Source organism: Kitasatospora sp. NBC_00240 (assembly GCF_026342405.1).
Classification (GTDB): Bacteria; Actinomycetota; Actinomycetes; order Streptomycetales; family Streptomycetaceae; genus Kitasatospora.
Map to the genome: position 1 here is coordinate 4,162,583 of NZ_JAPEMU010000001.1, position 23,400 is coordinate 4,185,982.

Annotated in this window: 18 protein-coding genes, 1 tRNA gene and 1 riboswitch; of the genes, 4 read left to right on the plus strand and 15 right to left on the minus strand. The window is 74.0% G+C overall.

From position 1 onward, the window contains the following. The first annotated feature begins 186 nt into the window (after positions 1-186). Positions 187-1,134 (plus strand): hypothetical protein, encoded by a 948-nt coding sequence (locus OG689_RS17515; RefSeq protein ID WP_266321454.1) that lies wholly within the window; start codon positions 187-189, stop codon positions 1,132-1,134. Positions 1,135-1,343: 209 nt separating this feature from the next. Here the strand turns inward: OG689_RS17515 and OG689_RS17520 are convergent, their stop codons facing one another. The 3 genes from OG689_RS17520 to OG689_RS17530 form a co-directional block, all read right to left on the minus strand. Further along, a complete protein-coding gene (locus OG689_RS17520) occupies positions 1,344-1,733 on the minus strand; it encodes a hypothetical protein (protein ID WP_266321455.1) in 390 nt (129 codons plus the stop codon). 162 nt (positions 1,734-1,895) lie between these two features. Beyond that, entirely contained in the window at positions 1,896-2,819 is a 924-nt protein-coding gene (locus OG689_RS17525; protein ID WP_266321456.1) for a Bax inhibitor-1/YccA family protein, read from the minus strand. 140 nt (positions 2,820-2,959) lie between these two features. After that, positions 2,960-3,044 (minus strand) — tRNA-Leu (locus OG689_RS17530). Positions 3,045-3,381: 337 nt separating this feature from the next. Here OG689_RS17530 and OG689_RS17535 point away from each other — a divergent pair. Both OG689_RS17535 and OG689_RS17540 read left to right on the plus strand, forming a co-directional pair. After that, entirely contained in the window at positions 3,382-4,155 is a 774-nt protein-coding gene (locus tag OG689_RS17535; RefSeq protein ID WP_266321458.1) for an ABC transporter ATP-binding protein, read from the plus strand. A 60-nt stretch (positions 4,156-4,215) separates the two neighbouring features. Continuing rightward, the gene (locus OG689_RS17540; protein WP_266321459.1) at positions 4,216-6,777 is read left to right on the plus strand and encodes an FtsX-like permease family protein; all 2,562 of its coding nucleotides are present in this window, start codon (positions 4,216-4,218) and stop codon (positions 6,775-6,777) included. A 401-nt stretch (positions 6,778-7,178) separates the two neighbouring features. Here the strand turns inward: OG689_RS17540 and OG689_RS17545 are convergent, their stop codons facing one another. From OG689_RS17545 to OG689_RS17580, 7 genes are all read right to left on the minus strand, one after another. Beyond that, positions 7,179-8,546, minus strand: a complete 1,368-nt coding sequence (locus tag OG689_RS17545; protein ID WP_266321460.1) for an NAD(P)/FAD-dependent oxidoreductase — start codon at positions 8,544-8,546, stop codon at positions 7,179-7,181. Between the two features lie 522 nt (positions 8,547-9,068). Then, positions 9,069-10,013 carry a Ppx/GppA phosphatase family protein gene (locus OG689_RS17550; RefSeq protein ID WP_266321462.1) on the minus strand — a complete coding sequence of 315 codons (945 nt, stop codon included), beginning with the start codon at positions 10,011-10,013 and terminating at the stop codon, positions 9,069-9,071. Next, positions 10,010-10,675 carry a DUF501 domain-containing protein gene (locus OG689_RS17555; protein ID WP_266321463.1) on the minus strand — a complete coding sequence of 222 codons (666 nt, stop codon included), beginning with the start codon at positions 10,673-10,675 and terminating at the stop codon, positions 10,010-10,012. Before OG689_RS17555 ends, OG689_RS17550 begins: the two co-directional genes overlap by 4 nt. Beyond that, on the minus strand, positions 10,665-11,147 hold the full coding sequence (locus OG689_RS17560; RefSeq protein ID WP_266321465.1) for a septum formation initiator family protein: 483 nt from the start codon (positions 11,145-11,147) through the stop codon (positions 10,665-10,667). Before OG689_RS17560 ends, OG689_RS17555 begins: the two co-directional genes overlap by 11 nt. Before the next feature lie 144 nt (positions 11,148-11,291). Continuing rightward, on the minus strand, positions 11,292-12,578 hold the full coding sequence (gene eno / locus OG689_RS17565) for a phosphopyruvate hydratase (protein ID WP_266321467.1): 1,287 nt from the start codon (positions 12,576-12,578) through the stop codon (positions 11,292-11,294). Between the two features lie 245 nt (positions 12,579-12,823). Next, positions 12,824-13,756, minus strand: a complete 933-nt coding sequence (locus tag OG689_RS44820; RefSeq protein WP_323189306.1) for a transglycosylase family protein — start codon at positions 13,754-13,756, stop codon at positions 12,824-12,826. A 5-nt stretch (positions 13,757-13,761) separates the two neighbouring features. Beyond that, positions 13,762-13,933: riboswitch (cyclic di-AMP (ydaO/yuaA leader) on the minus strand. A gap of 230 nt (positions 13,934-14,163) precedes the next feature. After that, a complete protein-coding gene (locus OG689_RS17580; RefSeq protein ID WP_266321469.1) occupies positions 14,164-15,417 on the minus strand; it encodes a cytochrome P450 in 1,254 nt (417 codons plus the stop codon). A gap of 147 nt (positions 15,418-15,564) precedes the next feature. Here OG689_RS17580 and OG689_RS17585 point away from each other — a divergent pair, with 147 nt between their 5' ends. Next, complete coding sequence (locus tag OG689_RS17585) at positions 15,565-16,008, plus strand: SDR family NAD(P)-dependent oxidoreductase (protein ID WP_266321471.1); 444 nt, start codon at positions 15,565-15,567, stop codon at positions 16,006-16,008. Between the two features lie 108 nt (positions 16,009-16,116). Here the strand turns inward: OG689_RS17585 and OG689_RS17590 are convergent, their stop codons facing one another. From OG689_RS17590 to OG689_RS17610, 5 genes are all read right to left on the minus strand, one after another. Next, positions 16,117-17,058: a MazG family protein gene (locus OG689_RS17590; RefSeq protein ID WP_266327229.1), complete on the minus strand. Its 942-nt coding sequence runs from the start codon at positions 17,056-17,058 to the stop codon at positions 16,117-16,119. 188 nt (positions 17,059-17,246) lie between these two features. Next, a complete protein-coding gene (locus tag OG689_RS17595; RefSeq protein WP_266321473.1) occupies positions 17,247-17,870 on the minus strand; it encodes a hypothetical protein in 624 nt (207 codons plus the stop codon). 286 nt (positions 17,871-18,156) lie between these two features. Further along, on the minus strand, positions 18,157-20,094 hold the full coding sequence (locus OG689_RS17600) for a serine/threonine-protein kinase (RefSeq protein ID WP_266321475.1): 1,938 nt from the start codon (positions 20,092-20,094) through the stop codon (positions 18,157-18,159). Beyond that, entirely contained in the window at positions 20,091-20,774 is a 684-nt protein-coding gene (locus OG689_RS17605) for a hypothetical protein (protein ID WP_266321477.1), read from the minus strand. The genes OG689_RS17600 and OG689_RS17605 overlap by 4 nt, the downstream gene beginning before the upstream one ends. 144 nt (positions 20,775-20,918) lie before the next feature. After that, positions 20,919-23,147: an N-6 DNA methylase gene (locus tag OG689_RS17610; protein WP_266321479.1), complete on the minus strand. Its 2,229-nt coding sequence runs from the start codon at positions 23,145-23,147 to the stop codon at positions 20,919-20,921. Between the last annotated feature and the right edge of the window lie 253 nt (positions 23,148-23,400).

Below are 23,400 nucleotides of genomic sequence, written 5' to 3' on the forward strand. Positions count from 1 at the left end.
CGATCCGATCCGAAAATCGACACTCCGAAGTGGATCAACTCCGCTGCGTAGAACGGCGTTACCTAACAATTTGAGGACAAGTACGAAAGTCACGGACATATCGGACATCTGCCTCTGCAGTAACTCGCTCCCATGCGGCAGTGTGGAGGCGTAACCCCGTTCCACTCCTCCCTAGGAGTACGTTCCGTGAGCGCCGTCTACACCGTTCTGCTGTTGATCCTCATCGCCGTGTCGACCTCCGTGCTGATCCATCTCCGCGGCATCTCCCGCCACCTGGCCGCACGTTCCACCGCCACCGCCGAAACCCCCGTCGACGAGGCCGCGATACGCCGGGCCGTCACCGAGGCGCTGGCCGCCGACCGCGAGCGGGAGATCACCGAGGCCCGGGCGTTCTGGGCCGAGCAGGAGGCCCGCGCGGCCGAGGACGCGCCGCTGTTCGACACCCCGGGCGGCGCCGGCGGCGAGTGGCCGCTGTTCTTCCCGCGTCCCACCGGCCCGCTGGAGGCCGCCGACAACGCGGGCACCATGGACCCGGAATTCGGCGAGGCCCTGCGCTCCGCACTGGAGGAGCTCATCAACGAGGGCGACGCCGGCGGCACGGCGGCGGGCGGCGCCGCGATGCGCCCCGGCCACCCGAGCCACCCCGGCCACCCGGCCGGGATCGCGGCCGGTGAGGCCGGCGGCGACGCCAAGGCCCGCCGGGAGGCCGATCTGCTGGCCACCGGCCTGGAGGCCGGGCTGCTCGACACCGAGCCCGCCGTCGAGGCCGAGCCGGCCACCGCCCCGGACCCGCGCCGGCACCCCTCCCACCCGGACTTCGTACCCAGCCAGGCACCGTCCCGCGAGTGGACCGACACCCGGCTGACCGCCCTCGCCGACGAGGGTGTCGCCCTCACCGACGTCCGGCCCGGCCCGCTCGGCACCCTGGACGTGTACGGCTTCGCCGACGGCACCACCCTCTGCGTGGCCCCCGGCGACCGCGAGGCGGCCTACCGGCTGATCGACGCCGTGCGGGCCGGCGAGGACGTCCGGCTGCTGGGCGGCTCCCGCTTCTCCGGCTCGTACTCGCTGACCTTCTCCACCGACGAGGAGACGGTCTACGTCCTGGCCGACCGGGTGGTCGCCAGCATCTGACGCGGTACCAGAAGGCCGGCCGGGTCTCGGGGTTACGCCTCGGCCCGGCCTTCTGCCGTTCCGGGCGCCCGGTGCCCGCCCGGGCGCCGGTGCGTTCCGGGCGCCGACCCGTCGGGGCCGCGGCCCGCGCCCACCCCGCCCCCACCCCGCCCCCGGGTGCGGCTCGGCGATCGGCCGCGCGCCCGGGCGCCGGGCGCGGACATTCGGACTCAGGCGCAGAGCCCGGCGGTGGCGGCGACGGCCGCGAGGGCCTCGCCCAGCACCGCGGCGGGGTCGGCCGGCCCGCCGGCCGGCAGGGCCCCGAGCGACACCGGCAGCACCACCGGGTCGCCCCCGGCGACGGCCACCGCGGCCGCGAGATCGTGCCCGGCGACCGCCAGCTGGTCGCCCGCCGCGAACGCCCCGGCGTCCGGGAAGGGCTGCGGCTGCCGGCCCTCCAGCGCCTGCGCGACGGCCGCCAGCGTCCGGGCCAGTGCCAGCCCGGCCGTCGCCCGGGAGACGTGCCCCGGGACGGCGGCGAGCAGCCGGCTCTGCGGCATCGCGCGGAAACGATCCGCCAGGCGGTCGACGGCTTCGATCAGGAGTGTCGGTTCGGGCATACCGCGAGCCTAGCGGCGCCCCGCAGGCCCCTGTACGCCGACGGACCCCGGAGCGTGGGCTCCGGGGTCCGTCGGTGTCCGGGCCGGCCGTCAGGCGGCCGGCCCGGGGGCACGGCGGGGGTCGCGCCCCGCCGGGCGGTGCCAGGCCCTGTCCGGCAAGGCCTAGTCGTCGCCGCGCAGGATCGCGATCAGGCGCAGCATCTCGATGTAGATCCACACGAGTGACAGGGTGAGCCCGAAGGCCGCCCGCCAGGCTTCCTGCTGGGGCGCGCCCCGCCGGATGGCCTCCTCGATCTCGGCGAAGTCCAGCGACAGGAAGAACGCGCCGAGGGCGATGCCGATCAGGCCGACCGCGATCCCGAGCGGTCCGGAGCGCAGACCCATGTCCGCGCCGAGGAACGAGGCGATCATGTTGATCAGCAGCAGGCCGACGAAGGCCATCGCGATGGTCAGGCCGATCCGCGTGTAGCGGGGGGTGACCCGGATCCGACCGCTCTTGTAGGCGACCAGCATCGCGGCGAAGACCACCGCCGTGCCCAGCACGGCCTGGATGGCGATGCCCGGCCAGACGGTGTTGAACACCTTGGTGATGGCGCCGAGGAAGAAGCCCTCCAGGCCGGCGTAGGCCAGGATCAGCGGCGGGCTGACGCTGCGCCGGAAGGTGATGACCATGCCGACCACGAAGGCCGCGAAGGCGGCGGCGATCGCGAAGCCGTAGTTGGCGGTCGGCAGCACGAACCACGCCACGGCGCCGGCCGCGACGAGGGTGAGCAGCGTCATGGCCGTCCGGGCGACCACGTCGTCCAGCGTCATCCGCCCGGTGGCCAGCGGGCCGGCCGAGGGGGCCTGGTACATCTGGGCCAGCTGGTCGTCGGTCAGCGGGGGCTGGCCGTAGGCCTGCTGCGGCTGCTGCTGGGCGTACGGGTTGTTGCCGTAGGGGTTGTTGGCGTAAGGGTTGCCGGCGTAAGGGCTGCCGGCGTGCTGGCCGCCGGCCTGCGGCGCCTGCTGCGTGGTGCCGAAACCCGCGTATCCGGAGTCGCGGGTGAAGGACCCCTCCCGCGAGAAGACCGGGTTGCTGCTTCTCATGCTCATTCCCTCCGGGGCGGCACGGCGCTGCCCACAGGTCAAGGGTAATGGCTTGGCAAAGTCTGGTGGGTACGCCTCCAGGAGGAAATCCGCGGGGCGTCGCGGGGGGCCGGCGCCGGACGCCCCCCGCGATCCGAGTGTGGTGCCCGGAGCCGGACTCGAACCGGCACGGCCTCGCGGCCAAGCAGTTTTAAGCTGCCCGTGTCTGCGTTCCACCATCCGGGCGTGAACCGCTCCGCACCGTGCGGGCCACGCCCTGAGCCTAGTCGTCCAGATCCCTCTTTCGCATGTTCGCAGCCAGGGAATTTGTCATGTTTCCTTGCCATCTGACGAACTGTTCGCGATCCGGCCACGGCAGGCGAGTGATCCGGCCAGCGGCCGTCCTCAGGGTCCGTGTCATACCGCAGGATGAGGCGGCCGACCTGGAAGTACGCCCAGCGGCGGTAGGGCCAACCGTTCCCCGGATCGACGTAGAACCATGATCACGTGAAGGACCATGGAGGTACGGCCCGGGCCCGTGCCCTGCCCTCCCACCACCCCCTCGTTCCCCAAGGAGTTCCCCGTGACCACGACGACCGCAACCGCCGTCCGCACCGGCCAGGCGGCCGCCCGCGCCACCGGCCTCAACAAGGTCTACGGGGAGGGCGAGACCAGGGTGGTCGCGCTCGACAACGTCAGCGTCGTCTTCCCGCAGGGCGAGTACACCGCGATCATGGGCCCGTCCGGATCCGGCAAGTCCACCCTGATGCACTGCATGGCCGGGCTGGACACCGTCTCCTCCGGCTCCTCGATGATCGGCGACACCGAGCTGGTCGGCCTGAAGGACAAGCAGCTGACCCAGCTGCGCCGCGACCACATCGGCTTCATCTTCCAGGCCTTCAACCTGCTGCCGACGCTGACCGCGCTGGAGAACATCACCCTCCCGATGGACATCGCCGGCCGGAAGGCCGACCAGCAGTGGCTGGACCGCGTGGTCGATACGGTCGGCCTCTCCGATCGCCTCTCGCACCGCCCCTCCCAGCTCTCGGGCGGCCAGCAGCAGCGGGTCGCCTGCGCCCGCGCCCTGGCGAGCAAGCCCGACATCATCTTCGCCGACGAGCCCACCGGAAACCTCGACTCCCGCTCCGGCGCGGAGATCCTCTCCTTCCTGCGCAACTCGGTTCGTGAGCTGGGCCAGACCGTGGTGATGGTCACTCACGACCCGGTGGCCGCCGCCTACGCCGACCGCGTGGTCTTCCTCGCCGACGGCCGGATCGTCGACGAGCTGCTCTCCCCGACCGCCGACAGCGTGCTGGACCGGATGCGCCGGTTCGACGCCAAGGGCCGTACGAGCTGACGGGCCGGCGGACCACCGCCCCCGGCCGCCCGTACCGACTCCTTCACCCTGGACGCATCCATGTATCGCACCGCACTGCGCAACGTGCTGGCCCACAAGGGCCGCCTGCTGATGACGGCGCTGGCCGTCATGCTGGGCACGGCCTTCGTGGCCGGCACCATGGTCTTCTCCGACACGTTCGGCAAGGCCATGTCCAACAGCTACGCCAAGAGCTTCTCGGACATCTCCGTCCGGGTCACCGACTCCGCCGCCGGCAACGAGGCCCGCGCCCGGGAGAAGAGCGAGCGCGGTACGGCCGCGCTGACCGACGCCACCCTCCAGCAGATCGCCGCGCTGCCCGGCGCCGCCGCCGCCCGCGGCGTGGTCGACGGCTTCACCGGCGTGGCCGACAAGAAGGGCAACCTGATCGGCCAGGCCTGGAACGCGAGCGGCGCCAACTACGCCCCCGGCGCGGACGGCAAGGACAGCCGCTACCCGATCGCCGAGGGCCGCGGCCCGAAGGCGGCCAAGGAGGTCGCCCTCGACCGGGGGACGGCCGACAAGGGCGGCTACAAGGTCGGCGACACCGTCCGGGTGGCCACCAACGGCCCGGTCGTGGACGCCACCCTGACCGGCATCTTCACCACCGACGACCCCCAGGTCGTCTCCGGCGGCACCCTGACCCTCTTCGACCGCGCCACCGCCCAGCAGCTGCTGGTGACCCCCGGTCAGTACAGCAGCATCGTGGTGACGGCCAAGCCCGGCACCGCCGAGACGGCGCTGGTGGACGCGGTCCGCCCGACGATCCCGGCCGACGGCGACCGGTTCCGGGTCGAGACCGGCCAGGAGCTGAAGGACGAGCAGGCGAAGATGATCGCCTCCGGCACCGACGGCATGAAGACCATGCTGCTGGTCTTCGCCGCGATCTCGCTCTTCGTCGGCATCTTCATCATCGCCAACACCTTCACCATGCTGATCGCCCAGCGCACCAAGGAGCTGGCCCTGCTGCGCGCGGTCGGCGCCAGCCGCAGGCAGGTCACCCGCTCGGTGCTGGTCGAGGCGCTGGTGATCGGCGCCGTCTCCTCGGTGGCCGGCCTGGTCGCCGGCATCGGGATCGGTGCCGGCATGCAGGTGCTGATCGGTGCCATCGGCACCGGGATGCCCTCGGGCCCGCTGGTGATCGCGCCCCTCACGATCGCGGTGGCACTGCTGGTCGGCGTCCTGGTGACGGTGCTCTCCGCGCTGCTGCCGGCCGTCCGGGCCGCGCGGATCGCCCCGGTGGCCGCGATGAGCAGCGGCGACCAGCCCAGCACCCAGAAGAGCCTGGTGATCCGCAACGCGATCGGCTCGGTCCTGGCCGGCGGCGGCCTGGCCCTGGTGGCCTACGGCGCCTCCACCGGCAACGACTCCGGCCGGGTCCCGGTCGGCGTCGGCGCCGCGCTCGCGCTGATCGGTGTCTTCGTCCTGCTGCCGCTGCTGTCCCGCCCCGTGATCGCGCTGGTCGGGCCGGTGCTCGGCAAGCTGTTCGGCACCCCCGGCAAGCTGGCGCGGCAGAACGCGGTGCGCAACCCGCGCCGCACCGCCGCCACCGCGGCGGCCCTCACCATCGGCCTGACCCTGGTCAGCGCCCTGACCGTGCTCGGTGCCTCGGTCGGCGGAGCGGTCGACAAGGCCGTCACCAGCGCGATGAAGGCGGACTACAACGTCGCCATGGCCAACGGCATGGCACTGTCCCCGCAGGTCCCGGCGGAGATCGCGAAGACCTCCGGGGTGACCGCCTCGTCGGCGCTGACCGCGGTCTACTGGCAGCTCGACGACCGCACCAGGGCGATCACCGGCATCGACGCCGGGAGCGCCGACCAGCTGCTGTCGCTGACCTTCACCGCCGGCTCCGGTGCGGGCCTCGGCAAGGGCGAGATCCTGGTGGACTCCGACGTCGCCAAGAGCAAGGCCCTGGTGCCCGGCAGCAGCGTCGCGGTGACCTGGCCGGACGACACCAAGGGCACCTACAAGGTCGGCGGCGTCTTCGAGAAGAACGAGATGCTCAGCCCGGTGGTCCTGGACAACGCCGAGATCGCCAAGCACGACCCGGACCCGTACATCACCGATGTGCTGGTGAAGGGGGCGGGCGGCGAGAGCGGTTCGCTGAAGCAGGCCCTGAAGGACTCCACCGGCTCCAACCCGGTGATCGAGGTGAAGACCAAGCAGGACGTCCGGGACCAGTTCAGCCAGATCATCACCTTCGCGCTGAACATGATGTACGGCCTGCTGGCGATGTCCGTGATCGTCGCGATCCTGGGTGTCATCAACACGCTGGCCATGTCGGTCTTCGAGCGCAAGCGCGAGATCGGGATGCTGCGGGCGATCGGCCTGGACCGCACCGGCATCAAGCGGATGGTCCGTCTGGAGTCCGTGGTGATCTCGGTCTTCGGCGCCCTGGTGGGTGTCCTGCTCGGCTGCTTCATGGCCTGGGCGGTCAACGGCACCCTGAAGTCCAACATCGCCGGGCTGACCACGGTCGTCCCGTACGACCGGATGGCGCTCTTCCTGGCGCTGGCCGGGCTGGTCGGCCTGGTGGCGGCGTTCTGGCCGGCCCGCCGGGCGTCCAAGCTGGACATCCTGGACAGCATCAAGACCGACTGAGCCGGGCGGGGCGGGGAGCCGCCCGAGCACCGGACAGCGCGACGCGGAGGACCTCGTCCGGCCCCTGGAGGGGCCGGGCGGGGTCCTCCCCGTTCGTACCGGGGCACGCGCCCGGGCCTGCGAGCCGCCGGGCCCGCAACACCTCGGGACGTCCGGGCTCCGGGCCGCCCGCCACCGCGCGGCGCCCCACGGCGTCCGGGCGGCGGACATGCGAGAAGGACCCCGCCATGGCCCCTGAGGGAGGGGCGGCGGGGTCCTTCTCACATCGGTCCGTCTCGCTACTGCTGTACTCCGCCCGGTCGCACGGCCGGCTGAGCACCACGGAGGTCGTGGTCCGGCGACACTGCCGGGCGGAGGGCCTCCGACACATACCCGGGCGCTCCCACACCCGGGCCGGGTCGTTACTTGCTGGTGGCGAGTTCCTTCTCGACGGGCTTGGCCTCGACCGGCTTGGGGGCCGGCGCGGTCGCCTCCTGGAAGGCCTCGAACGGCTTCTCCATCTCGGCGAGGCCGACGGTCTCGCGCTTGAGGAACATCGCGAGGGTCCAGTCGGTGAAGACCCGGACCTTGCGGTTCATGGTCGGTACCCGGCTGCCGTGGTACAGGCGGTGGAACCACCAGGCCGGACGGCCCTTCAGCTTGTACTTGCCGAAGAGGATCGCCACGCCCTTGTGCAGGCCGAGACCGGCCACCGCACCGAGGTTCTTGTGCTTGTACGTGGCCTGCGGGAAGCCCCGCATGCCCGAGATCACGTTGTCACCGAGGACGATCGCCTGACGGACGGCGTGCTGCGCGTTCGGCGGGCACCAGGCGCCCTCGCCGACGGCGAGGTCCGGCACCTGGGCGTTGTCGCCGGCGGCCCAGACGTAGTCGAAGCCCTGGACCTGAAGGGTCGGCGCGGTGTCGACGTGGCCACGGGGGCCGAGCGGCAGGCCGAAGTTGTTCAGGATCGGGTTGGGCTTGACGCCGGCCGTCCACACGATGGTGGAGGCGTCGGCCTCGACGCCGTTCTTCAGCACGACGTGCTGGTCGACGCAGGAGTCCATCGAGGTCTCGATGTAGATCTCGATGTTGCGCTCTTCGAGCTTCTCCTTGGTCCACAGACCGAGGTCCGGGCCCATCTCCGGGAGGATGCGGTTGGCCGCCTCCACCAGGATGAAGCGCATGTCGTCGCGGCTGACGGTCTTGTAGATCTTCGCCGCGTCCCGCGCCATGTCCTCGACCTCGGCGATGGTCTCGACGCCGGCGAAGCCGCCGCCGATGACCACGAAGGTGAGGGCCTTGCGACGGACGTCCGGGTCCGTGGTGGACTCGGCCTTGTCCAGCTGCGCCATGACGTGGTTCCGGAGGCTGATCGCCTCTTCGACCGTCTTCATGCCGATGCCGTGCTCGGCCAGGCCGGGGATCGGGAAGGTACGGGAGACCGAGCCGGTGGCCACGACGAGGTAGTCGAAGGGCAGCTCGTAGGTCCCGCCGGCCGGCGGCGCGATGGTGGCGACCTTGCGCGCGTGGTCCACACCGGTCACGTGACCGGTGAGCACCTCCGCGTTCTTGAGGGCGCTGCGCAGCGGCGCGACGAGGTTGCGAGGCGCGACGTTGCCGCCGGCCGCCTCGGGGAGGAAGGGCAGGTACGTCATGTACGACCGCGGGTCGACGACCGTGACGGTCGCCTCCCCGTAGCGCATCTTCTTGAGGATGCGCATCGCGGCATACAGGCCGACGTAACCACCGCCGACAATGAGGATGCGAGGACGCTCCGTGGTGCTCATATCCGAAAGTATCCAGCACCGTCCGAGGCGCCCTTCGTGAGGCCCGTCACAGGGGTCTGGACACCCCGTGCTACACTACGCGGCCACTTGAGGCGGGGCGGGGCTTCTACTCACTCGTAACAGCAGTTGCCTGTGAGCACAATCGTTCGATCAACCCGCGTGAGCAGCAACGATCCGTGCGGCGCTTGGGTTCCCCGCTCCCGATTGCGATTCCACCGCCGGAGCGCGAGACGACCTGCGAACCAGCGGTCTGCGCCTGCGGACGACCTTCGGTCCCACATATCGGACGTAGTGGACCTCTCAGTGCCCCGAAAGCGCGGATCGCCATGTGAAGAAATTCACGAACTTTCTCGCCGGGCCCCGCGCGCGGCGCGGCCCCGGGCGCCGATCGGGCACTCCGGGGCCGAAAACGTAAGCCCCGCAAGGGGCGGGCGGGGCCGACAGGGCCTGCCGGCCGGACCGGGCCGAGGCACCGGCCGGCCGGAGCGGGACGCGCTCCGGCCGGCCGGGCCGGGCCGACGGTCAGGCCTGGACGACGCTCCAGGCGATGCCGTCCAGGATGTCGTGCTCGCTGACGACCACCTCGGCGGCGCCCGTCCGCCCCATGATCTCCAGCAGCTCCAGCGCGCCGGCCGCGATCACGTCGACCCGCCCCGGGTGCATGGCGGGGATGGCCGCGCGCTCGGCGTGCGTGGAGGCCAGCAGCCGGCCGGCGATCTCCGCGACCTGGTCGCGCGAGATCCGCGAGTGGTGGATCCGCTCCGAGTCGTACTCGGGCAGGTCCAGCGCGATCGCGGACACCGTGGTGACGGTGCCGGCCAGGCCGACCAGGGTGGCCGCGCCGGTCAGCGGGACGTCCTCGGCGGCCTTGTCCAGCTCGCCCCGGATGTGCGCCTTGGCGGCGGAGATCTGCCCCAGCGTGGGCAGCTCGGCGCCGGCGAAGTGCCGCTCGGTCAGCCGGACGCAGCCGACGTCCACCGAGCGGGCCGCCTGCACGTCGTCCGTGCCCAGCACGAACTCGGTGGAGCCGCCGCCCAGGTCGAAGACCAGGTAGGGCGAGGGGAACTGACCGCCGGTCAACTCCTTGGTCGCGCCGACGAAGGAGAGCCGCGCCTCCTCGTCCCCGCTGACCACCTCGGGGGCCACGCCCAGGATGTCCCGGACGCCCTTGGTGTACTCGTCGCTGTTCTCGGCGTCGCGCGAGGCGCTGGTCGCCACGAACCGGATCCGGTCCGGCGCGACCCCGTACGAGCTGATCACCTCGGCGTACTCGCGGCAGGCCGCGAAGGTCCGCTCCAGCGCCTCCGGGGCGAGCCGGCCGGTCCGGTCGACGCCTTGGCCGAGCCGGTTGATGACCATCCGGCGGTCGAGGTCGGTGATCTCGCCGGTCTCCGGGTCGAGGTCGGCGACCAGCAGCCGGATCGAGTTGGTGCCGCAGTCGATCGCGGCCACCCTGGTGGTGCTCATGCGCCCTCCTCCTCGGCCGCGCGCTTCTTCGCGGCCCGCTCGGCGGCCAGCTGCTCCTTGGCGGCGATCACGGCCGCGTGGTCCTCGGCGGTGGCGCGCTGCTCGGCGACCCGGGCCGCGCTCTCGGCCACCTCGGCCGCGGAGACGCACGGGCCCTTGGCCCACCAGTCCTCCAGCATCCCGATCGCCTCGTCGCCGAGCGGGTTGACGCCGGGGCCGGCCGCCAGCGAGTGACCGACCAGCACGTGCAGGCACTTCACCCGGTCGGGCATGCCGCCGGCGCTCGGGAAGTTCTCCAGCACCTCGATCGCGTCCCGGCGGGCGATGTAGTCCTCGTGCGCCTTCCGGTAGGCGGTGGCCAGCTCCGGGTCCTCGGCGAGCCGGGCCGTCTGCTCCTTCATCACGCCGTCCGCCTCCAGGGTGCCGATCAGCGAGGCGGCCTTGGGGCAGGTCAGGTAGTAGAGGGTCGGGAACGGCGTGCCGTCCGCGAGGCGGGGGGCCGTCTCGACGACGTCCGGGTTGCCGCACGGGCAGCGGTGGGCGACGCCGCGCAGACCGCGCGGGACCCGGCCGAGCTGGGCGGCGATCGCGGCGACGTCGGTGTCCGCGACGGCCGCACCGGGGGTGGCGTCGGAGGCGGAAGGGGTGTTCTCAGTGGTCATGGGGAGAGCTGTCTCTAGCGGGGGCAGGGGCGGGGGCGGCGGCGGGCGGGGCCAGGGCGGCCGTGTCGGCGGCGTCCACGGAGTCCCAGACGCTCGCGTACCAGGGCTTGGCGGCCTTCGCCGGGCCGGCGGCGCCGGCGCCGGCCGAGGAGGACTTGGCGGCGCCGGCGGCCGGGTCCACCGAGATGAACGGGGTCTCCCCCGGCATCGCGTAGTGCAGCCGGGCCCGGGCCTGGGCCTTGACGAACTCCGGGTCCTGCCAGCGGGCCTTCTCCCGGCGGAGCTGCTCGACCTGCTGTCTGGCGTGTTCGGCCCTGGCGCGCTGGGCGGAGATCTCCGAGCGCTGGGAGATGAACTGGCGGGTGGGGTAGGCGAGGATCGCCACCAGGGAGCAGAGCACCAGGACGAGCACGGTCGCCCGGCTGGTGAATCGCGGGCGCGCCGCGAAGCCCGGAATCTTCCAGCCTGCCATCTCCCGTTACCCCTCCTGGTCGCGCCGGTGCCCCGGCCCCCACCCTACGGGGTGAGAGCCGGGGCACCGGTGCAGCGGCTGTGTGTCCGCCCCCGTACTCGGGGCGGACAGCTCTCGCCGAGGGCGTCAGCCCTCGTGGCGAGGTCAGGCCTCGTACTTGAAGCGCGGGAAGGCACCCCGGCCGGCGTACTCGGCGGCGTCGTCGAGGATCTCCTCGATGCGCAGCAGCTGGTTGTACTTGGCGACGCGCTCGGAGCGGGCCGGGGCGCCGGTCTTGATCTGGCCGCAGTTGGTGGCGACGGCGAGGTCGGCGATGGTGACGTCCTCGGTCTCGCCGGAGCGGTGCGACATCATGCAGCGGTAGCCGTTGCGCTGGGCCAGCTCGACGGCGTCCAGGGTCTCGGTGAGCGAGCCGATCTGGTTGACCTTCACCAGCAGCGCGTTGGCGGTGCCGGTCTCGATGCCCTTGGCGAGGCGCACCGGGTTGGTGACGAACAGGTCGTCGCCGACCAGCTGGACCTTGTCGCCGAGCTTGACGGTCATGGCCTTCCAGCCGTCCCAGTCCTGCTCGTCCAGCGGGTCCTCGATGGAGACCAGCGGGTACGAGGCGACCAGCTCGGCGTAGTAGTCGATGAGCTCGGCCGAGGAGAGGCCCTTGCCCTCGAACTGGTAGGCGCCGTCCTTGTAGAACTCGGAGGCGGCGACGTCCAGCGCCAGGGCGACGTCCTTGCCGGGCACGTAGCCGGCCTTCTTGATGGCCTCGACGATGAGGTCGAGCGCCTCGCGGTTGCTGTCCAGGTTGGGGGCGAAGCCGCCCTCGTCGCCCAGACCGGTGGAGAGGCCGCGCTCCTTCAGCACGCCCTTGAGCGTGTGGTAGACCTCGACGCCCCAGCGCACGGCCTCGGAGAAGGACTCCGCGCCGATCGGAGCGATCATGAACTCCTGGATGTCGACGTTGGAGTCCGCGTGCGAGCCACCGTTGAGGATGTTCATCATCGGGACGGGCAGGACGTGCGCGTTCGGGCCGCCGAGGTAGCGGAACAGCGGCAGGTCCGAGGCCTCGGAGGCGGCGTGGGCCACGGCGAGCGAGACGCCGAGGATGGCGTTGGCGCCGAGCGAGGACTTGTCGGGGGTGGCGTCCAGGTCGAGCATGGCCTGGTCGATCAGGCGCTGCTCGGTGGCGTCGTAGCCGACGAGCTCCGGGCCGATCTGCTCGATGACGGCCAGGACGGCCTTCTCCACGCCCTTGCCGAAGTAGCGGTTCTTGTCGCCGTCGCGCAGCTCAAGTGCCTCGAAGGCACCGGTGGAGGCGCCGGACGGGACAGCGGCACGGCCGGTGCTGCCGTCGTCGAGGCCGACCTCGACCTCGACCGTGGGGTTGCCACGCGAGTCGAGAATCTCACGGGCTACGACGACATCAATGGACGGCACGAGGCATCTCCTAGCGGAAGCAGGTATCCGCGGACCGTTGTGGAGTCCTGCGGACGATTGCGGAGTCGTTACGACCAGAGCCTAACCGCACGGGCTCTCCCGGCCACGTCGGCCTGGGTCCCGTCTCAGCGTGTGGCCGGGCTACCCACCGGTAGTTCACCTGGATGCCCCACGGGATGCACCCAGAGCGGGGCGAAAGCGGGCGAAGGGGGCCGCACCGGACGGCACGACCCCGCGCGCCGTGCTCAGCCGAGGTTCAGGACCTGGCCCGGCAGGATGAGGTTCGGGTCGCCGCCCACCACGGAGCGGTTGCCGTCGTACAGCGCGCCCCAGCCGCCGGCCACGTCCTGGCTGCCGGCGATCCCGCCCAGGGTGTCGCCGGGCTGCACGGTGTAGGCCCGCCCGGTCGTCGCGGCGGCGGGGGTGACCTGCGCGGCCGGTGCGGCGGGCTCGGCCGTGGGGGCGGTGCGGGTCTCGGACGCGTCGTCGCCCGCGTGGCGCTCGTAGACGTTCTGGTGGCTCGTCCAGTGCCAGCCGCCGTCGACCTGGTACCAGAAGACCTTGTTGGCGGCGTCCCAGCCGGTGCGGCCGGAGAAGTCCGGGTCCTGGGCCTCGCCGCGACCGGACGAGGCGCCCTGGTCGTCCGTCGAGACCTTCGCCCGGGTGGCCCGGGCCGGCTTCGACTGCGCCGGCTTGGCGGGCTTGGCGGTGGTGGGGGCGGGCTGCGCGCTCCTGGTGCCGGTGTCCTGCGAGGCGCTCTGCGGGGCGGCGTCCGCGGTGTCGACCTGGGCGGAGGCGCCGCCCTTCGTCAGGCCGGCCTTGACCGAGCAGACCGGCCAGGCGCCCGGGCCCTGCGAGGAGAGGACCTTCTCCGCGACGGCGATCTGCTGACCCTTGCTGGCCTTGTGCGCCTGCGGGGCGTACTGGCCGCCGCCGAAGGCCTTCCAGGTGCTCTGGCTGAACTGGAGTCCGCCGTAGTACCCGTTGCCGGTGTTGATGCTCCAGTTCCCGCCGCTCTCGCACTGGGCGACCTTGTCCCAGACGGACACGGGGGCCGCGTGGGCGCCGGTGGCGGCGAGGAGCGGCATCGCGAGCCCGACGCCGGCGACGCCGGCCACGGCGATGGCCTTCTCGGTCTGGGTACGACGACGGTGACGACCGTTACCAACGAACAGCATGGACAAGTCCCTCTCCGCACGCCTGCGAGGTGAGCTGTCGGGTTCGGACCGGGAGGTGGCCCGGCCGCCTCGGGCGGAATCCTTCTTCCACCTGATGCGGCTTCACCCCAAGCCGTGGGGAACGGCAGAAAATCCTGGGTCCCCCGCCCCTGCCCAAGGGTCTGGTCGGTTTCCCGGCAGCGCGGCGGGCAGGACTCGGCGTTCCGCGCACGGGTGTTCGCAGCTGCGAACACCAGGGAGAGTAGACAGATCCTCACATCAATCACAAGCTCATATCGCATACATCACACGGAAATTACGACAGTCGGCGGATCGTTTACAAACCACGCCTAAATGTCCGCATTGATGCATGTTCTGAGCGCCCGTGAGCGAGTCTGTCCGACACGCCGTCAGCGTGACCGGGCCGGTCAGAGCGCCTTCGCCGGGGTGAATTCGACCGGGAGTTCACGAAGTCCACGCATGATCAGCCCACCGCGCCAGCGAAGTTCCTCCGGTTCCGCCGCAAGCCGCAGATCAGGCAGCCTGGTGAGCAGCGTGGCCAGTGCGGCCTGGCCCTCCAGCCGGGCCAGCGGCGCGCCGATGCAGTAGTGGATCCCGTGGCCGAAACCGAGGTGCGGATTGTCCTTGCGGGCGATGTCGAGGGTGTTCTCGTCCGCGAAACGTGCCGGATCGCGGTCCGCCGCCGCCAGCACCACCAGGACCGGGTCGCCGACCGGGATGTCCACCCCGCCGATGGTCAGCGGACGGGTCGCGAACCGCCAGGTGGCCAGCTCCACCGGGCCGTCGTAACGCAGCAGTTCCTCCACCGCGGTGGCCAGCAGCGCGCTCTCCCCCGCCGCCACCGAGTCCTGCAGCAGCGCGCGCTGCTCGGGGTGGCGCAGCAGCGCGTAGAAGCCGTTGCCGATCAGGTTGACGGTGGTCTCGAAGCCCGCGAACAGCAGGATGAAGGCCATCGCGGCGGCCTCGTTCTCGGTGAGGTGCTCCCCGTGGTCACCGGCCCGGATCAACCCGGAGATCAGGTCGTCGCCCAGGTCGGCCCGCTTGCGGTGGATCAGCTCCAGCAGGTAGGACCGCATCTTCTTCACCGCGCGGGCCACCCCGCCGCGCGGGCCGCCGCCGTGCCGGATCATCATGCCCGCCCAGTCCCGGAAGTCGTCCTGGTCCTCGGGCGGGACGCCGAGCAGGTCGCAGATCGCGTAGATGGGGAGTGGGAAGGCGAACTCGTGGATCAGGTCGGCCGAGCCGCGCCCGGCGAAGGAGTCGATCAGCCGGTCGGTCAGCTGCTGCACCCTGGGCTCGAACTCCGCCACCCGGCGCGGTGTGAACGCCTTCGAGACCAGCCGCCGCAACCTGGTGTGGTCCGGCGGGTCGATGTTCAGCAGGTGTGTCATCAGGTCGGCGCTGCGCTCACCGGGGATCCCCACCCGCCCGGTGCGGTGCGCCTGCTCGCTGTGGTTCGCCGGGTTCTTCGAGAGCCGCCCGTCGGCCAGCGCCTGCCGGGCCTCCGCGTACCGGGTGACCAGCCAGGCGTCCACGCCGCTCGGCAGTGTGGTGCGGTGCACCGGGGAGTGCTCGCGCAGCCACGCGTACGCGGGGTAGGGGTCGGCGGCGAACTCCCACGTGAAGAGGGGAGGCTGGGCGGGGTTCGGCTGATCCGGCATGACCTGACGGTATCCGGTGGCCGGCAGGCGTGAGCCTGGTCACCTGATGGGTAATCCCTGTCGCAGAGGGTCGTGACGTGCCTAGGATCCTCCGACATGTCTTTGGTGGGCGCCGGTGCGGTGTCGCCCACAGGGAGGAGCGCACCCATGCGGGTAGCCGGGGCAGTGGTGGTCATCGCGGTACTGGACGGCGGTTCGGGAGCCGATCTGGCCCGCCGTTTCACGGCCGCCGGCGCCGCCGGGGTGCTCATCGCCGACCAGCACCCCAACCGGGCCGAGGACCTCGCCGCCGAACTGGACCGCCCCGGCTGCCCGGTGGTCGGGGTGTGCGGCGACATCCACCGCCCCAGCGACGTGGCCGCCCTGGTCGACACCGCGGAGAAGCACCTCGGCCCGATCGACCTGTTCTGCGTCGCCGGGCCCGACGGCGAGCGGATCGTCTCGCCGGCCGAGCTGCCCGGCCACCTCGACCGGCTCGCCGAACTGCTCGCCCTCGTCGGCGAGGCGATCAGCGAGGTCGTCCCGCCGCAGCGCCGGCCCGCGGACGACCAAGCGCTCACCGGCACCGCCGCGGGCACCGAGCGCGGCTGACGCCGGACCCGTCCGACCCCGCGCCACCCGACCTCGCGCCGTCGGCCGCGCTCCGTCCGACCCCGGCCGGCCGCCCGCGTGCCCGGCGCAGAGCCCGGGCGGCCCGGCTCAGTCCGCCAGGCCCTCCGCCGCCCGGACCTCCCGGCGGTAGCCGCGGGCACTCGCCCGGAGCGCGGCGTCCACGTCCACGCCGGCGTCGTGCGCCCGCTGCGCCACCGCGAGCAGCAGCCGGCCCGCCGACTCCGCGGTCAGCTCCGCCGGCAGCTCGTACGGGGCGTCCGGCACGGCGGTGAAGCCCGCGCGACGTACCCGGGAGACCAGCTTCGCCGCGTACGCCAGTGCCGGCAGGCCGGCCGGCACACCGTCCAGGACGGACTCGCGCTGCTTCTCGGCCGCCTTCAGCTGCTCCCAGTTCGCCTCGACCGCGGCCGTCCCCTCGGCCTCGACGTCGCCGAAGACGTGCGGGTGGCGGTACATCAGCTTCTCGACGATGTCGCCCGCGACGTCGTCGATGGAGAACGGGTCCTCGGAGTGCTCCTCCGCGATCCGCGAGTGGAAGAACACCTGCAGCAGGACGTCCCCGAGCTCCTCGCGCAGTGTCTCGCGGTCGCCCTCCTCGATCGCCTCGACCAGCTCGAAGGCCTCCTCCACCAGGTACTTCACCAGCGAGGCATGGGTCTGCTCGGCGTCCCACGGGCAGCCGCCGGGCGACCGCAGCCGGTCCATCACCGAGGCCAGGTCGAGCAGCCGCGCGCCCGGCAGGTCGTAGGAGCCGGGCAGCAGCTCGATCTCGGGCACCGACCCGGCCTCCTCGACCGCGAGCCGGGCGAGCGCGTCGGTCAGGCCCGGGTCGCCGTCGGGGCTGCCCAGCCAGACGGTGACCCGCTCGGGCCCGGCGGACAGCCGGCGGGCCAGCGCGGGGGCGGTGCCACGCTCGACGATCTCCACCTGGACACCCGCCTGGCGGACGGCGGGCAGCTGCGGGTGCGCCGGGTCCGCCGCCAGCACCAGGCCCGCGCCGCGCAGGGCTTCCCAGGCCGGCCAGGACATCAGACCGGGGGCGACCCGGTGGGTGGTGGTGAGCAGGATCAGCTTCGGGGCTGCCGTAGACGTGGTCACCCTCCGAACCTACCGGTCCGTGCCCGGGCCCCGGGCACGGCTGCCGGGCCGTGGACGGCGGCCGGGCCGGGCGAGCACCCGGACCCGGCGGGCGCCCCGGCCGGGCGGTCGGGCCGGCTTCAGCTGTCGGGCCGGTCCGGTGTGAGCACGACCCGCTGCGCGTCCCAGCTGCCGTACCGGGGATTGACCCGGACGTGCAGGGCGTCCGCCGCCTCGGCCAGTGCCCGGCGGACCTCGGTGTCCCCGGCCTCCGTCCCGGCGTCCTGCCCCCGGGCGGCGGCCAGCCGGCGGATGCCCACCTGCTGGAGGTAGTACCGGTCGACCTCGGTCGCGGGGACGCCCCGGGCGGCCAGCAGTTGTTCCAGCTGCGCCGCGCCGCCCGCCCAGGCCTGGTCCGCCGCGCGGGCCGCCGCCGCCTCGCCGGCGCCGACGCTCAGCCCGCGGTCGGCCAGCGCCCGGGACACCAGGGCGTCCAGCACCAGCTGGGTGACCGCCCGGCGCGCCAGTCCCTCGGCGCCCGCCTCGGCGTCACCGGGCGAGGCCGCCGTGACCGTGCGCAGCTCGGCCACCCGCTCCTGCACCGCCGTCAGGCTTATCCGCTCGCCGTCCAGCACGGCCGCGGCGCCCGCCTGCACGGGCCCGCCGCAGGAGCAGAGCAGCAGCACGCCGAGGCCGGCCACGGCCGCGGGCAGCGCCCGGGCGGCGGGGGCGACGGCGCGCCGGAAGGTGGCCAGGCGGTTCATTGCGGGAGCCTCCCCAGAGGGTGCGGCGGGGTGCGGAAGGGCGGTGCGGACCGACCGTGCGCACGGCGCGGCGCGTACGGGCGCGGTGCCGGCGCGCGCGGTGCCGCGGGCAAGGAGCGCTCGGCGCGCGGGCGGACTGCCCGGGCGCTCGGGCGCGCGTCGGCGCGCCCGCGCGGGGCGGATGCGCCCGGAGCGCCGGACGTGCCCCGAGCGTAGGGCGACCGGTGCCCGCCGTCGGGGACCCTGCTCCGAACGGGCGAACCCGGCCCGTCGCGGGTCCGGCCGGTCAGCGCCCGGTCGCGTACGGGTTGCCGGGGGCCGGCGTGGGCCAGCCCGCCGAGCGGGGGTCCGTCGCCGGCGGGGTCGCGGGCGCGGGCACCGGGCCGGGGGCGGGGGCGGCGGGCGGGTTGCCCGTCCGGCGGTGCTGCTGGAGCTGGTCGAGGCTCTGCCGCAGGCGGCGGACGTCCGGGTGGTGCGGGCCGAGCAGGCGTTCGCGGTCGAGGAGCAGCTGGAGCAGCCACTGCCAGGCGTTGTCCGGGTCGCCGGCGGCGGCGAGCAGCAGTCCGATCCGCTCGCGCAGGTCGTGGACCCGCTCGGGGCCGGGGTCGAGGCCCGCGTCGAGCCGGGCCGACCGGGCCGCGAGCAGCGCCTGGTACTCGGCCAGCGCCTGCGCGGGCTCGCCGAGCTGCTCCAGGCAGTCGGCCGCCCGGTGGCGGTGGTCCAGGCCCTGCGCGCCGTGCGGTCCGCCCTCCGCGGTGGCGGCCAGCAGCAGGTACTCGGGCAGGGCGTCCCGGAACCGGCGTTCGTGCAGCAGGGTCCGGGCGTAGATGGTCCGGATGGTGTGGACGAGCGGCGCGCCGTCGCCCTGCTCGGCCCGGGCCCGCGGCAGCAGCCGGGCGGCCAGGTCGATGACCTCGGCGTGGCGCTTCGCGGCGACCAGGTCGGACAGGTCCGCACAGGCCTCGGCGAGGTCCCCGACGGCCGGGGGCTGCGCCACCGGGCCCTGGGCGGGGGGACCGGGTACGGACGGGCCCTGGGCGGCCGGCGGCCACGGCTGCGGTCCGGCGGGCGAGGGGTACTGGTCCCGGGCGGGCGCGCCGGGCAGCGCCGTCATCATCAGCGGCCGGGGCTCGGTACGCCCCGGGGAGGCGGCGCCGGGCCGGCCCGGCGGGTCCGGTTGCCGGGCGGGGACGGACTGCCCGGGGACCGCTCCGGCCGCGGCGGGCCGCGCTGTCGCCGGTGGCAGGACGGCCACCGGCGGCCCGACCGGGACGGGCGCCGGCCGCGGGTGGCCCGGGTAGCGGAACGGGCGGGTGGGGTCGGGCACCGGACCGTACGGCGGCTGGGGCTGCGGACCGGCCGCCGGCGGGAGCATCGGCAGCAGCCGCGCGTACACCTGCTGGGCGTCCGCCGGGCGGTCGGCGGGCTGCTTGGCGAGCAGGTCCAGGACCAGCGCCTCCAGCGGCGCGGGCACCTCGGGGCGCAGCTCGCGCAGCGGTACGGGCGGCTCGTCCACGTGGCGGCGCAGCACCCCGAGGGCGGTGGGCGCGCGGAACGGCTCCTCGCCGCAGAGCATCTCGTGCAGCAGGCAGCCGAGGGCGTACAGGTCGCTGCGAGCGTCGGCGGTGGCGGCGAGGGCCTGTTCGGGTGCCATGTAGGCGGGGCTGCCGATCGGGACGCCGGTGAGGGTGAGCCGGGTGGCGTCGGCCTCCACGGCGGTGGCGATGCCGAGGTCGAGCAGCACGACCCGGCCGTCCTCACGGACCATCACGTTGCTGGGCTTGATGTCCCGGTGCACCACCGGGACGGCGTGCACGACGGCCAGCGCGGCGCAGAGCTGGGCGGCGACGGCCGTCGCGTGCCCGATCGGGAAGGGCGCCTCCTCGGCGATCAGGTCGGCCAGGCTCAGCCCGGGGACGCGCTGCATCACCAGGTGGAGCTCGCCGTCGTCCTCGCCCGCGTCGAAGACGGTGACCAGGCCCGGGTGGTCGAGCGCGGCGGTGATCCGGCACTCCCGCAGGAAGCGGCGGCGCAGTTCCTCGCCCCGGCTCCGGCGGTGCGGTTCGGTGGTGCCGGCGGGGAGGAGGTGGTCGGTGTGCAGCAGCTTGACGGCGACCCGGCGGTCCAGCCGCTCGTCGTACGCCGCCCAGACCTGGCCCATGCCGCCGTGGCCGATCTTCTCCGCGAGCCGGTAGCGGCCGCCGATCACTCTCGGTGCGGTCACGGCCGGCCTTCGCGGGACTGCCGGCGCAGCAGCTCGCCGAGCTGCTGGAGGTCGTCGCCGGTACGGGCCGGGGCGGGCGCCGCGGGCTGCGGTTCGACGGCGGCCGGTGCTCCGGCGACCGGTGTTCCGGCGGCCGGCGGGGCGTGGTACCGGGCCACCAGGGCGTACGGGTCGGCCTCGGCCGTCGGCGCGGGCACCCCCGTCATGGGCAGAGGTGCGACCGGGGGCGGCGGATACCAGGCGGGCTGGACCGGCTGAACGGGCGGGGCCGGCTGGTAGTACGGCGCCGGCACGGCGAGGACCGGTGCCGGCCACAGCGGCCGGCGGTCCATCGCCAGGTAGTGCAGGGGCGCGCCGAGCCAGAGCAGCACCATCGCGACGGTGCCGGTGGTGTCGGCGGTGTTCGGGCTCTTCGATCCCCCCGCGAGCGCGATGCTGACCAGGAAGACCACGAAGACCAGGCAGAACAGCACCGCACCGATCACGTCGAACACCCGCTTGCGCCGCACCGCCAGGAGCAGCGAGGGGACGACTCCGAGGAGGCCGACGGTCAGCAGCGGCGCCAGGCAGCAGAGCACCCGGCCCGGCACCCCGAACCGGCCCGGGGGCCGCTGGTCCGCACCACCGGGTGCGGGAGCGCCGGCCGGCGGTCCGAACGGGCCCGGGTAGTGCCCTGCCATGTGCGCTCCTGAACGGTGGTGACGGCGGTTCACGGGGCCGGCTACGAGCCCCCGCACACGCTACCCCTCGGGCCGACACGCCGGTGGGCTTCCGGCGCCGCCGGCCCGCGCCGGCCGGAGCCGCGCGGTGGCCGCCGCTCCCCGTCACTCCCCCGCGGGCAGTTCCAGGGTGCCGTCCGCCAGACCGTCCGTCAGGCCCTGGGCGAGGGTGCGGCCGAGGGCCGCCGCCCGGTGCAGGGCGGTGTCGAAGGCCGCGACCCGGGCGAAGGCGGCGCCGAGGACGCGCTGCCGGTCCGGGGGGAGCCTCGGCAGCTCGACCCGGCGGATGTCGAGGCGGGCGGTGGTGGAGGCGTGGCTGGCGGCGCGGCGGGTCAGCGCGGTGGAGCGCAGCTGGCCGGCCAGGAACTCGGGGTCGACCAGAGCCGGGTCGGGCCGCAGCAGGTGCAGCTGCCGGCCGAGGGCGACGCCCTCCAGCGGGCCGCCGGCCAGCACCACCCGGGCGACGCCTCCGCCGAGGGCAGGGACCAGGACGTCGCCGGCCCGGGTGAGGACGGGGGCGTCCGGGGCTCCGGGGTCGGTCACGGCGGCGGTGTCGGTCACGGCGGCGGAGTCGGTCACGGCGGTGGGCGCAGTGCCGGCGATCAGGTCCTGGTCCGTCAGCAGCGGGACGCCTTCGGCGCCGTGACCGGCGGGCCGGCCGGGCGCGCCCGGCCCGGAGGAGACGACCTGCAGCGCGCCGCTGCGGATCAGTTCGCCGACGGTGACGACGGCCGGCGGGTGGCCCGGCTGCCGGGCGGCGCCGGCCTCGGGCAACGCGGCGTCCTGCTCGGTGAGCCCGGCGAGCAGTTCGGTCAGCCGTCCGCGCAGGTGGGCGAGGGCCGGGGCGTCACCGGCGGGGGCGGCCGGCGGGACGTGCCGGGCGGGCGAGAGGTCGGTCTCGTCGTCCAGCAGGTCGATCGCGGCCATCACCCGGTGGGTGCCCGGCCGGTCGGCGGGCACCGGCCGGCCGGTGGCGGCGGCTTCGTCGAAGGCCTGCCAGGACGCCGTCACGGTGGCCCGCAGCTCGGGCCAGTCGACCCGGTCGCGGCCGCCCTCGCCGGCGGCCTGGGGCGGGGCCGCGTCGAGCAGCAGCACCTGCCGGAAGTCGTCGCCGGGCGCCGGGCGGCGCAGCACCCACAGGTGCAGCGGCACCCCGTACGGCGGGGCGGCGCCGGCGGGCAGGGCGATCACGGCGCGCAGCGTGCCGGAGCGCAGCAGTTCGGCGCGGACCCGGCGGCCGGCCCGCCGGGAGGCGACGGTGGGCGGCAGCAGCAGGGCCGTGAGGCCGCCGGGGCGGGTGTGCGACAGGCAGTGCAGCACCCAGGCGAGCTCGGACTCGCCGCGCGGCGGCAGCTGCCCGGCGGGCCAGCGGGAGTCGTACTGCAGCTCGTCGTGCCCCCAGTCGCGTTCGTTGTACGGGGGCTGGCAGAGCACCGCGTCCACGGCGAGGCCGGGGTGCGCGTCGGCGCGCAGCGAGTCGCCGGCCCGCAGGTCCAGCGGGAGCGGGCCGGGGTCGGTGGCCGGGGTGTGCAGAGCGAGCCGGAGCAGCGCGAGTGCGGCCGACACCGGGTCGAGGTCCTGCCCGTAGCGGGCGACCTCGGGCGGCAGGGCCAGCAGGACGGCGCCCAGCCCGACGGCCGGGTCGAACGCGGTGGCGCCCGGGACGCTGAGCAGGGGCCCGGCGACGGCGGCCAGCAGGCCGGCCGCCTCGGGCGGGGTGGGGCTGAGTTGGCGGGTGTTGGCCTCGGCGTGCCGGGTGAGCAGTCGCTCGAACGCGGCGGCCGGGCCGGCGGGGGCGTCGGCCGCCGGTCCGGCGGCCTGCGGGTCGGCGGCCGGGCCGCCGGCGGGCCGGGCGAGGTCGGCGAGCAGCCGGACGAGGTCCAGGTAGGTGCTGCCGAGCAGGCCGGGCAGGCCCAGCTGGGCGGCGCCGTCGATGCCGAAGGTCAGGGCGGCGACCCGGGCGAGCGCCCTGGGCAGGGCGGTGGCGAGGCGGGTGTCGGGCTCCGCGGCGAGGGCGGGCCAGGTCTCGGGCTCGCGGTGCAGCAGGAGGAGGAACGCGCCGGCCGGGACGAGGGGGGCGGCGGGGTGGCCGGCCGGGTCGCGGAGGGTCTCCAGCCGGCGCCAGGCGCGTTCCAGGACCGGGAGTTCGGCGATCTTGCCCTGGCCCTGCAGCCAGCTCTCGACCGCCGCCAGGGCGAAGGTCGGGCTGGCGTCGGTGCCGCCGACCGGCTGCGGGAAGTCCGGGTGGCGCCGACGCCAGTTGCTGACGGCGGCCCGGCCCACTCCGGCGAGTCTGGCGATCTCCACCGCGGTCACCTCGGGGCGGTCCGGCATGGGGGCTCCTTCGGTGCGGCGTGCGGGGGCGGGTGCGCGGGTGCAGGTGCGGCGTGCGCGTACAGGTACGGGCGCGCGGGTGCAGGTACGGGTGCGGCCCCGGGCCTGCGGCCGGTGTGACCACACAGCATAGCCAGCGTGAACACCGGGGTCTGTTCACACGTGAACAGAGAGGTTTGCTGAAATGCCGTTGACATCGTTCACAGCTGGTGGTGTGATCTACCCATCGCTTCCGGCGGCAGCCGCCGCAGGG